We start from the raw sequence: 10,269 nt of genomic DNA, 5'->3' as shown, positions 1-10,269 counted from the left end.
GGCTGTGGGAGTCCCTCGGCGCGACGTGGTGGGTTGAGTCTTGGTGGGATGTGCCCGAGGGGTCAGATGGTTTGACGGAGGTGCGCCGACGGGTTGCGCTTGGCCCGCCGCGCTAAGCAGCCGCTGGCGCGCCGGTGCGGGGCCGGCGATGCCGCGCCGCGCCGGGCCGGGTTGGCTCAGGCGCCGAGCAAGGTGGGCAGCAGGCCCAGGGCGCGGCTGCGCAGCCATTCCACACACTCGCCGTCTGCGGCGAGGTGGTGCAGCAGCGCTCTCTCGAAGACCCCGTCCAACATCGCGTATGCCGTGGGGGAGTCGATGGTCAGCGACTGACCGGAGAGCGCGGCATACCGGCTCAGGACCCGCCAAATCATCTCCTCCAGGGTGGAATCGATCATCAGCACATCCGGTTGGAGGGCGGGGTCGAACATCGCCTGGGTGCGCATGTCATACCAGAGACGGTGCATCGAGGAGTCCTCGACAAGGGTCTCGCACAGTTTGTCGGCGAAGCCGAGCCGAAGTTCCTCCGCGGTCGTCGCCGAGGCCACGATCGCGTCATAGCGCGTGGCGCACTGAGCCTTGTAGTAGCGCACGCAGTAGGTGATGAGTTCGGTCTTGTCGGCGAAGTAGTAATGCACGACGCCGTGGCTGAACTCGGAGTTGGCGGCGATGTCGCGCAGGCTCGTGTGGGCGTAGCCGAACTCACCGAGAGTCTTCAAGGCCGACTCCGCCAGTTGGTCGCGGCGTTCCAGGGACTTCCGGTCGCGGGTGCGCGTTGCGCCCTGCTTAACCGTCATGTCGCCCAAGCGTAGGTCAGGACGGACGGGAAGAATAGCAAGCAGTATGTCTTGACATTTGTCAAGTGCGCAGGACAGGGTGGGTTTGCACGCTGATGTGCCCACGGCGCGCCGCCGGAATCCGTTGTGAAGGAGCAGCATGACCTCCATCGACCTGACCGGCCGCAAGGCCCTCGTGACCGGCGGCGCCCAGGGACTCGGAGAAGGTATGGCGCGCGCGCTCGCTGCCGCCGCCGTCGAGACCCTCGGTGGCCTCGACGTGCTCGTCAACAATGCCGGCATCGAGATCACCGACCTGATCGCCGAGGTCAAGCCGGAGGAAATCCGCCGGATGCTGGAGGTCAACATCCTCGGCAGGGCTCGTCCCCACCGCCATGGGCACCGGCCTAGCCGTCGACTGCGCCAACCTCGGCCTCTTCGAGTCCCCGGAAGCGGCCGTCGGCGCGGTGATCGAACTGACTCCCTCGGGCCGGCTCGGCACCGTCGAAGACATCGCCGATGCGGTCGTCTTCCTCGCCTCTGACGCCTCGAAGTTCGTCAACGGCGTCGGCCTGCCGGTCGACGGCGGGATGGGGATGTAGATGCGGCTGGTCGACTACCTCGACAAGGGCGCCTCGCTCGGCCCTGATCGACCGTGCCTCACGACGGACGGCTCGTCCCTGTCGTATGCCGAGGTGGTCGACCTCAGCCATCGCATCGCCGCGGCGCTGGTCGCCCGGGGGGTCACCCCGGGCGGCAAGGTCGCCATCCTCTCGGCGAACGACCCGCGCTTGGCTGGGCCGACTTCCTCGCGGGCGGGGCCGAATTCGCGGGGGATGCGGCATATGTCGACGACCTCGCGGCGATTGTCGGGACTGGCGGGACGACTGGCCGGCCCAAGGGCGTGATGCTCACCGGCACCAACCTCGAGACCAGCCGGTGCCGGCGGGGGAGCGCGGCGAGATCGTCGTGCGGTCCTCGCTGGTGATGGCTGGCTATTACAAGAACCCCGAGGCGACCGCCGAGGCGAGCGCCCATGGCTGGCACCACACCGGCGACATCGGCTTCCTCGATGACGAGGGCGGGTTGGGCCCGCGTCCGCTGTGCGCTGTGAGCGAACGGGAGGGCGCGGCATACGTCCGTCTGGAACATCCCGGGCACCCGGGAAGTTGAGGAGGTCAGTGACGCACGCTGAAACTGCCCCTCGGCTGTCAGCGTGCGCAGATACCATCGAAGCTGACTGGATCAGCGAGGAGCGCATACATGTTCGAACGGTTCACCGACCGGGCCCGGCGCGTCGTGGTGCTCGCGCAAGAAGAAGCGCGGATGCTCAACCACAACTACATCGGGACGGAGCACATCCTGCTCGGCCTGATTCACGAGGGTGACGGCGTGGCCAGCAAGGCACTCGAGAGCCTCGGCATCGAGTTGGAGCAGGTCCGCGAGCAGGTCCAAGAGATCATCGGCCAGGGCCAGCAGGCGCCGTCGGGGCACATCCCGTTCACCCCGCGCGCCAAGAAGGTTCTTGAGCTGTCGCTGCGCGAGGCGCTGCAGCTCGGCCACAACTACATCGGCACCGAGCACATCTTGCTCGGCCTCATTCGCGAGGGCGAGGGCGTTGCCGCTCAGGTGTTGGTCAAGCTGGGCGCCGAGTTGCTCCGGGTGCGCCAGCAGGTGATCCAGCTGATCACCGGCTACCAGGGCAAGGAGGCGCAAGCTGCCGGCGTCGGTCCGGCCAGCCAGCAGCAGGAGGGCACCCCGGCGGGGTCGCTCGTGCTCGACCAGTTCGGCCGCAACCTGACCCAGGCGGCGCGCGAGTCCAAGCTCGACCCGGTGATTGGGCGCGAGAAAGAGATCGAGCGCGTGATGCAGGTGCTCTCGCGCCGCACCAAGAACAACCCGGTCCTGATCGGTGAGCCCGGCGTCGGCAAGACCGCCGTGGTCGAGGGCCTGGCCCAAGACATCGTGCGCGGCGACGTGCCCGAGACGCTGAAGGACAAGCAGCTCTACACGCTCGACCTCGGGTCGCTGGTCGCTGGCTCCCGCTACCGCGGTGACTTCGAAGAGCGCCTCAAGAAGGTTCTCAAGGAGATCCGCACCCGGGGCGACATCATTTTGTTCATCGACGAGATTCACACCCTCGTCGGTGCGGGCGCTGCCGAGGGCGCGATCGACGCGGCGTCGATCTTGAAGCCCATGTTGGCCCGCGGTGAGCTGCAGACCATCGGCGCAACGACGCTCGATGAATACCGCAAGTACATCGAGAAGGATTCGGCGCTGGAGCGTCGATTCCAGCCGATCCAGGTGGCCGAGCCGACGCTTGCTCACGCCATCGAGATCCTCAAGGGCCTGCGCGACCGCTACGAGGCGCACCACCGCGTGACCATCACGGACGCCGCTCTCGTGTCGGCCGCCACGCTCGCCGACCGCTACGTCAACGACCGGTTCCTGCCCGACAAGGCCATCGACCTGATCGACGAGGCTGGCGCTCGACTCCGCATTCGTCGCATGACCGCGCCACCAGACCTGCGCGAGTTCGACGAGCGCATCGCCCAGGTGCGGTTGGAGAAGGAATCCGCCATCGACGGGCAGGACTTCGAGAAGGCCGCGCGTCTTCGCGACGACGAGAAGAAGCTGCTCGGGGAGAAGGCCCGCCGCGAGGCGGAGTGGAAGGCTGGCGACCTCGATGTTGTGGCCGAGGTCGACGAGGAACTCGTCGCCGAGGTCCTAGCGGCCAGCACCGGCATCCCGGTGTTCAAGCTGTCCGAGGAGGAGTCCACGCGACTGCTCAACATGGAGAGCGAGTTGCACAAGCGGATCGTCGGCATGGACGACGCCATCAAGGCGCTCTCCCAGGCCATCCGGCGCACCCGTGCCGGCCTGAAGGACCCCCGCCGCCCCGGTGGCTCGTTCATCTTCGCCGGCCCCACGGGCGTCGGGAAGACCGAGCTGGCCAAGGCGCTCGCCGAGTTCTTGTTCGGCGAGGAGGATGCCCTCATCCAGCTCGACATGTCGGAGTTCAGCGAGAAGCACACGGTCAGCCGACTGTTCGGCTCCCCGCCCGGCTACGTCGGCTACGAAGAGGGTGGCCAGTTGACCGAGAAGGTCCGCCGCCGCCCGTTCTCCGTGGTCCTGTTCGACGAGGTCGAGAAAGCCCACCCGGAGATCTTCAACTCGCTGCTGCAGGTGCTCGAGGACGGCCGCCTCACCGACTCCCAGGGTCGGATGGTCGACTTCAAGAACACCGTCATCATCATGACGACCAACCTCGGCACGCGGGACATCGCCAAGGGCGTCAGCCTCGGGTTCTCCGCCGGACCGGACTCGCGCAGCAACTACGAGCGCATGAAGAACAAGGTCCAGGACGAGCTGAAGCAGCACTTCCGGCCCGAGTTCCTCAACCGCGTCGACGACACGATCGTCTTCCCGCAGCTCACGCAGGCGGAGATCGAGCAGATCGTCGACCTGGAGATCGCCAAGCTCGACAAGCGGCTCAAGGACAAGGACATGGGCATCGAGTTGCAGCCCGCGGCCAAGGCTCTGCTCGCCAAGAAGGGCTACGACCCGGTGCTGGGTGCCCGGCCGCTGCGCCGCACCATCCAGCGCGAGATCGAGGACACCCTCTCCGAGAAGATTCTGTATGCCGAGCTGAAGCCCGGCGAGATCGTTGTCGTCGGCACCGAGGGCGAGGGTCGGGACGAGGTGTTCACCTTCACGGGCACCGCTCACCCAGGCCACATCGACCTGCCGTTGGTGGTCGCCGACGCGGAGTAGTCCAGACCCGCGAGGATTGAGGGCCCGGAGCACACAGTGCTCCGGGCCTTCCTTCGTTATTGCTGTGGCGCGCGCGGTTGGCGCGTTCGGCCGCCAGCGACCGTAGTTTTCAGCAGGCCGCGGCGAGGGTGGTGAGGCCGTCCTCGGGGGTCGGGGATTCCGAGGGCGCGGTGGACGAGGACGACGGGGTGGTCGAGGCTGACGTCGAGCTGCCGGCAGAGGATGAGGTGGTCGTCGGGTTGTCGCTGGTCGCGTTCGCCACCAACTCCCGGATCTTGGCGAAGTCCGGGCGGCCGACGTCGATGACTTTGTTGGTCAACGGCAGGCTCCGCACGGTGCCATCGCGCTGGATGCGCTCGATCAGCGGCACCCACGCCGGCAATTGCTGCTGGCCGATGTCGATGCTCACGTGCTCCTTGAGAACTTTCGCGAGCTCGGGATAGCGCATCAGCATGTTGGTGGGGGAGACCTGATCCACGAGAGCGCCCACGACGCACCGCTGGCGACGCATCCGGGAGAAGTCGTCCGACATGGCGCGGGAACGGGCATACCAGAGGGCGTGATAGCCGTCGAGGTGCTGCACACCCGGGTCGATATAGCCCGTCGTGCCGACGATCTCGCCCGAGGCGGTCGCCTTGCACCCGATGCAGACGCGTTCCTTGACGTTAATCGTGACGCCACCCATCGCGTTCACTAGGGCGGCGAAGCCGGAGAGGTCGATGACGACGGTGTGGTCGATGGAGAGCCCGAGCGTCTCGCCGACCACATCGCGGGTGGTCCGCAGACCGGGATTCGTCTCGCCCGGGAACAGGTCGGGGCGGTCGGTCGCGAGCGTCCATACGCCATTGATGAGGCACGCGTCCCCGCAGTTGTAGCCGTCCGGATAGAGCTCGTGGAGCGGGTTCGACGCCGGGAAGGGGGCGTTCTCGAGGTTGCGGGGGACGCCGATCAGCACTGTGTCGCCGGTGCGGGAGTTGATCGAGGCGACCATCATCGAGTCCGGGCGCACCCCGACGCGGTCCGCGCCGGCGTCAGAGCCGATGAGGAGGACGTTGACGCGCGGGATGTCCTTCCACGGATCGTCCTCCCCGACCGCGGGGACCGCGGCGGTCGAAGTGCCGCCGGGCGCAGTTCCGTTGTCGTGGAAGACCGTCGTGACCAGGGACTTTTGCAGGCCGAGGGTCCGCACGCCCCACGCGCTCGGGGCGATGATCGCCATACAGCACAAGAGGGCGAGCAAGGTCGTGGCGAGGCGGTCGTCGCGGGTCGAGGGGTGGGGTCGAGCGCTGAAGGCGGTGGCGAGAATCGCGGCGCACCACACCACGGCCGCAATGATCACGCCGAACATCAGCAGACGCAGGGCGCTGGTCGAGACGCCTACCGACAGGGCGGTGCCCACGAGGCCGTTGCTGAGGACCCGGAAAACGATATAGCCGAAGGTCGCGGCGACCAGGAGCAGCAGCGCGATGCCGGCGCGGCGGTGGCGGGTCCAGAGCAGTCCGGCGCCAGGGATGACCGTGCTGAGGAGCGTCAGGCCGAGCGCCCGGCGCAGCGCTGGGCGCTGAATCACCCGGCCGTCGCCGCCGACGGGTAGGGGTTCGCGCAGACCTGGTCTCGCCATCGTCGCCGCGTTGTCCCTTCAGTCCCCGGTGACAGAGGTCACCGCGGCAGATCGTAGCCCTGTTCGCTGAGCCTGAGGAGTCCATCGGCGACCAAACCGGCCACGGCGCGCTCTATCCGGTCCGCGGCAGCCACGTCGGTGAACGCGGCGGCCGGCACGGCGGCATCCGCCTCACGCACGATCGCCATGATCGCGCCGCGCACCTCCCGGTCGGTTCCCGCATACCCCTGGTGAGGTCGGCGGGGGCCGTCGTATGCCGGGGAGCCGGCCACGCGCCATACGCACAGGTCGGCGACGGGACACACGCCACACCCGGGGGTGCGGGCGGTGCACACGAGCGCCCCGAGCTCCATCGAGGCGACATTCCACCGGTTGGCGTCGTCCGGGTCCGCGGGCATCCACGCGGCGGCCAGATCCCGCTCGGCCTTGGTCAGGCTCGGCGCGGCCTGGGCCTCGCCAAGCGCGATTCGGGCGAGCACGCGGCGGACGTTCGTGTCCACCACCGGAGCCGGTATGCCGAATGCGAACGACCCGACGGCGGCTGCGGTGTATTCCCCCACCCCGGGCAGGGCCCGTAGCTGGTCAAGATCGGCGGGCACCTCACCGTCGTGATCGCGCACCATCGCGGTGGCGGCGGCGTGGAGATTGAGGGCTCGACGGGGGTAGCCGAGCCGGTCCCAGGCGCGGATCGCCTCGGCCGGTGGATCGGCGGCGAGCGCCGCGGGGTTCGGCCAGCGCTTCAGCCAGGTCAGCCACGGCCCGAGGATGCGGGCGATCGGGGTCTGCTGAGCCATGATCTCGCTGACGTAGATGCCCCACGGTGTGGCTTCGGGGCGGCGCCAGGGGAGGTCGCGGCCGTGCGCGGCATACCAGGAGAGGACGCGCTCGTGGACCTGCTCCCGGTGGGCTTGGGTGTCCGTCACACGTAGCGTTCGAGGATGCTCGACTCGGCGAGGCGAGTCAGGCCTTCTCGGATGGTCCGGGCGCGGCCCTCGCCGACGCCGTCGACGCTCTGGAGATCTTCGCTGGTGGCGTTAATGAGGCGCTGGAGGGTGCCGAAGTGATCGAGCAGCCGGTCGAACACCGGGCCGGGCAGGCGCGGCACTTTGCTGAGAATCCGGTAGCCGCGCGGGGAGATGCCCGCGTCGAGTCCATCGGCGGAGAGGCCGATCACCCGCGCGCTCGCGCTGGGGTCGAGGAGTTCGGACTGGCTGAGTTCGGCGAGGGCAGCGACGACGCGGGGCACGCCACCGTCTTCTAGGCGTTCGGCCGGCAGGTAGTCGCGGATGACCCAGTGGAGTTCGTCGGCGAGACCCGAGGTGAGTTCGTCGAGTTGCAGGGTGAGGAGGCGTCCGTCGACGCCGAGCTCGACGCCATAGCCGCTGACTTCGGCACCGATGCGGCGCACCATCTCCATCCGCTGCAGGACCGTGGCGACGTCGCGGACGGTGACCAGGTCTTCGATCTCCAGGGCGGACAGGGTACCGGTGACCTCGTTAAGACGGGCGCGGTAACGCTCCAGCGTCTGCAGGGCTTGGTTGGCGTGGTTGAGGATCGCGCTGGAGCCTTCGAGGACGTGGCGGCGCCCGCCGACATAGAGGGCAACGATGCGCATGGACTGGCTGACGGAGACCACCGGCAGCCCGGTCTGCTTCGCGACGCGCTCGGCGGTCCGGTGCCGCGTGCCGGACTCGCTCGTCTCGATATTGGGATCGGGCACGAGTTGGGTCGCCGCGCGAACGATCCGGCTGAGGTCGTGGCTGACGACGATGGCGCCGTCCATCTTGGCGAGCTCGCGCAGGCGGGTCGCGGAGAAGTCGACGTCCAGTGGGAAACCGCCCGTGCAGAGGGCCTCGACGCCACGGTCATGGCCGAGCACGATCAGGGCGCCGGTGTTGCCGCGCAGGATGCGCTCCAACCCGTCGCGAAGTTCGGTGCCGGGAGCCACTGCGGCCAGGGTGGCCCGCAGTTGGTCGTCCTCGCCTGGTGCCACGCTGATGTCCTTCGGGGAGTCGTCGATGCCGTCGGGGCGGGTCCGATATGGCGTGCGCTCCGAGCGTGAAGTCTATCCGGCCTCCCCTCGGGCGGGTCGGGTCATCATGGCGCGCAGGGCCGCGGGGACGTCGGCGACCTCAATGATCTCGATGCCCAGCGGGACGGGTCCGGCCCCGGTCGTGCCCACCGGCACGATCGCCCGGGTGAAGGCCAGGCGCGCCGCTTCGGACAGGCGCCGCGGCAGGCCGGGGACCGAGCGAACCTCGCCCGCGAGCCCCACCTCGCCGATCACGACGGTTCGGGCGTCGAGCGGTTGGTCCGCGATGGCGCTGGCGATCGCGATGGTCAAGGCAAGGTCGACGGCCGGCTCGCGTAGCCTGACCCCGCCGACGGTCGAGACATAAATGTCGGCCTTGCCGGCGCGAACCTTGGCGCGGGTCTCCAACACGGCGAGCAGCAACGACACCCGCGAGGAGTCGAGACCGTGGGTGGCGCGGCGGGGCGTCGGCAGCACGCTCTCATTGACGAGGGCCTGGACTTCGGCGACGAGCGGGCGGCGGCCTTCTAGTGTGACGGTGATTGCGGTGCCGGCGACCTGACCGGTGCGCTGGGACAAGAACAACCCGCTCGGATCGGGCAGCCCGACGATGCCGATATCACTGAGGTCGAAGCAGCCCACCTCGTCGGTCGGGCCGAATCGGTTCTTCACCGCCCGGACGAGGCGCAGTCGGGAATGCCGCTCGCCCTCGAAGGTCACGACGACATCGACGAGATGCTCCAGCAGGCGCGGGCCGGCGATCGAGCCCTCCTTGGTGACATGGCCGACGAGCAGGACCGAGATGTCACGAGACTTCGCGGCCGCGATCACTGCGGCGGCGACCTCGCGCACTTGGCTCACATTGCCGGCCGAGCCGTCGATCTCGGAGCTGGCGATGGTCTGGACCGAGTCGATCACCATGACCTGCGGCGACACCTGGTCGATATGCGCCAAGACGGTGGCGAGGTCGGTCTCGGCGGCCAGATAGAGCGTGTCGGCGATGGCCTCGATGCGCTCCGCCCGCGCGCGCACCTGGGCCGCCGACTCCTCGCCGCTGACATAGAGCGCGGTGGCGCCGGATCGTGCGGCCCGCGCGGCGACATCGAGCAGCAGCGTCGACTTGCCGATGCCGGGCTCACCGGCGATCAGAACGACGGACCCCGGCACGAGGCCCCCACCGAGCACGCGGTCGAACTCGGCAACTCCGGTGGCCCGGGCCACGGCGCGGCGCACGTCGACGGTCGCGATGGGTACGGCGGGCCGGGCCACGCTCGCCGCCGCCTTCGTGCGTATGCCGATCCCACCCGCCTCCGCGACCGCCCCCCACGCCTGGCACTCGCCGCAGCGGCCAACCCACTTGGGCGTCGTCCAGCCGCATTCGGAGCATCGGTAGCCCGGTCGGGCGGTCTTGGTAGCCATAGCTAAAACGCTAACCGCCGCCACCGACAGCCCCGCCGAACCCGGGGATTCCGAACCCGGGGATCCCGAACTTGAGCACGCCTTACGCACTTGAGCACGTCTTGTACGACGTGCTCAAGTGCGTAAGGCGTGCTCAAGTTGGGAAATGGGGGTGGGGGCGTCAGTAGCGGCGCCACCAAACGTTGACCGCGTAGTCGACCGTCGAACCGGCGTGCTCGGCCAGGATGCGGTCCGCCGCGGCGGGCTCGAACTCGATGCGGACGAGCGCCTGGAACTCCGCGCGGTCGCGAGCCTGCCAGGAAGTCAGTAGGCGCTCGCGGGTGAAGCCGGCCCGCCGCCAGAAGCGCTCCACCGCGAGAGCGTCATAGCCGGGATGACTCTGCGCGAACCACTCGCCGAAGGTTGAGGTTGTCGCGTCGTTGTCGATTACTACCGCCACCCCGCCGGGCCTGATCACTCGCGCCATTTCGGCCAGCCCCGGCTCGCACCCCGGCCCGAAGAAATAAGCCCAGCGAGCATGGGCGATGTCGATGCTGGCGTCGGCTACGGGCAGGTGCTGCGCGGCGCCAACCGCAACAGCAGCTTCACCCACGCCACCCACGCCACCCACGCCACCCACGCCACCCACGCCAGCCACGCTGGCCAGCACC

Annotated in this window: 13 protein-coding genes; 6 read left to right on the top strand and 7 right to left on the bottom strand. The window is 68.6% G+C overall.

Translation table 11 applies throughout. From position 1 onward, the window contains the following. Window positions 1–176: 176 nt before the first annotated feature. Both BN13_RS10045 and BN13_RS20785 read right to left on the bottom strand, forming a co-directional pair. Complete coding sequence (locus BN13_RS10045) at window positions 177–794, bottom strand: TetR/AcrR family transcriptional regulator (protein WP_048546495.1); 618 nt, start codon at window positions 792–794, stop codon at window positions 177–179. A gap of 61 nt (window positions 795–855) precedes the next feature. After that, entirely contained in the window at window positions 856–1,170 is a 315-nt protein-coding gene (locus BN13_RS20785; RefSeq protein ID WP_048546493.1) for a hypothetical protein, read from the bottom strand. On the opposite strand from BN13_RS20785, the gene BN13_RS20780 reads away from it, so the two are divergent. The 6 genes from BN13_RS20780 to BN13_RS10020 all read left to right on the top strand — a co-directional run bounded on the left by BN13_RS20780 (window position 1,054) and on the right by BN13_RS10020 (window position 4,547). Beyond that, window positions 1,054–1,317, top strand: coding sequence for a hypothetical protein (locus tag BN13_RS20780; RefSeq protein ID WP_321162924.1), 264 nt, complete (start codon window positions 1,054–1,056; stop codon window positions 1,315–1,317). The two genes, BN13_RS20785 and BN13_RS20780, sit on opposite strands and share 117 nt — an antisense overlap. Then, window positions 1,286–1,375, top strand: coding sequence for an SDR family oxidoreductase (locus BN13_RS20310; protein WP_321162923.1), 90 nt, complete (start codon window positions 1,286–1,288; stop codon window positions 1,373–1,375). The genes BN13_RS20780 and BN13_RS20310 overlap by 32 nt, the downstream gene beginning before the upstream one ends. Beyond that, on the top strand, window positions 1,376–1,681 hold the full coding sequence (locus BN13_RS20305; RefSeq protein WP_048546490.1) for an AMP-binding protein: 306 nt from the start codon (window positions 1,376–1,378) through the stop codon (window positions 1,679–1,681). After that, window positions 1,639–1,761, top strand: a complete 123-nt coding sequence (locus BN13_RS20945; RefSeq protein ID WP_407667893.1) for a hypothetical protein — start codon at window positions 1,639–1,641, stop codon at window positions 1,759–1,761. Before BN13_RS20305 ends, BN13_RS20945 begins: the two co-directional genes overlap by 43 nt. Next, on the top strand, window positions 1,713–1,946 hold the full coding sequence (locus BN13_RS20300; RefSeq protein ID WP_048546488.1) for an AMP-binding protein: 234 nt from the start codon (window positions 1,713–1,715) through the stop codon (window positions 1,944–1,946). Before BN13_RS20945 ends, BN13_RS20300 begins: the two co-directional genes overlap by 49 nt. Before the next feature lie 90 nt (window positions 1,947–2,036). Beyond that, window positions 2,037–4,547: an ATP-dependent Clp protease ATP-binding subunit gene (locus tag BN13_RS10020; RefSeq protein WP_048546486.1), complete on the top strand. Its 2,511-nt coding sequence runs from the start codon at window positions 2,037–2,039 to the stop codon at window positions 4,545–4,547. A 109-nt stretch (window positions 4,548–4,656) separates the two neighbouring features. Here BN13_RS10020 and BN13_RS10015 read toward each other — a convergent pair whose 3' ends face one another. The 5 genes from BN13_RS10015 to BN13_RS09995 form a co-directional block, all read right to left on the bottom strand. Then, window positions 4,657–6,168, bottom strand: coding sequence for an LCP family protein (locus BN13_RS10015; RefSeq protein ID WP_084733681.1), 1,512 nt, complete (start codon window positions 6,166–6,168; stop codon window positions 4,657–4,659). 38 nt (window positions 6,169–6,206) lie between these two features. Further along, window positions 6,207–7,091: an HhH-GPD family protein gene (locus tag BN13_RS10010; RefSeq protein ID WP_048546484.1), complete on the bottom strand. Its 885-nt coding sequence runs from the start codon at window positions 7,089–7,091 to the stop codon at window positions 6,207–6,209. Further along, window positions 7,088–8,161: a DNA integrity scanning diadenylate cyclase DisA gene (disA, locus tag BN13_RS10005; protein ID WP_048546482.1), complete on the bottom strand. Its 1,074-nt coding sequence runs from the start codon at window positions 8,159–8,161 to the stop codon at window positions 7,088–7,090. The genes BN13_RS10010 and disA overlap by 4 nt, the downstream gene beginning before the upstream one ends. A 72-nt stretch (window positions 8,162–8,233) precedes the next feature. After that, complete coding sequence (gene radA, locus BN13_RS10000) at window positions 8,234–9,619, bottom strand: DNA repair protein RadA (RefSeq protein ID WP_048546480.1); 1,386 nt, start codon at window positions 9,617–9,619, stop codon at window positions 8,234–8,236. Between the two features lie 160 nt (window positions 9,620–9,779). Further along, the coding region (locus tag BN13_RS09995; protein WP_157038538.1) for a class I SAM-dependent methyltransferase at window positions 9,780–10,269 on the bottom strand (490 nt) is incomplete at its 5' end.

Source organism: Nostocoides jenkinsii Ben 74 (assembly GCF_001046875.1).
Lineage (GTDB): Bacteria > Actinomycetota > Actinomycetes > Actinomycetales > Dermatophilaceae > Nostocoides_A > Nostocoides_A jenkinsii.
The sequence above is the reverse complement of the archived record's forward strand: the minus strand, read 5'-3'. Positions and strand labels throughout refer to the sequence as shown.

Coding starts and splice junctions, on each gene's coding strand:
- BN13_RS10045 (WP_048546495.1), bottom strand. CDS start 794: ATGACGGTTAAGCAGGGCGCAACGCGCACCCGCGACCGGAAGTCCCTG.
- BN13_RS20785 (WP_048546493.1), bottom strand. CDS start 1,170: ATGGCGGTGGGGACGAGCCCTGCCGAGGATGTTGACCTCCAGCATCCG.
- BN13_RS20305 (WP_048546490.1), top strand. CDS start 1,376: ATGCGGCTGGTCGACTACCTCGACAAGGGCGCCTCGCTCGGCCCTGAT.
- BN13_RS10020 (WP_048546486.1), top strand. CDS start 2,037: ATGTTCGAACGGTTCACCGACCGGGCCCGGCGCGTCGTGGTGCTCGCG.
- BN13_RS10015 (WP_084733681.1), bottom strand. CDS start 6,168: ATGGCGAGACCAGGTCTGCGCGAACCCCTACCCGTCGGCGGCGACGGC.
- radA (WP_048546480.1), bottom strand. CDS start 9,619: ATGGCTACCAAGACCGCCCGACCGGGCTACCGATGCTCCGAATGCGGC.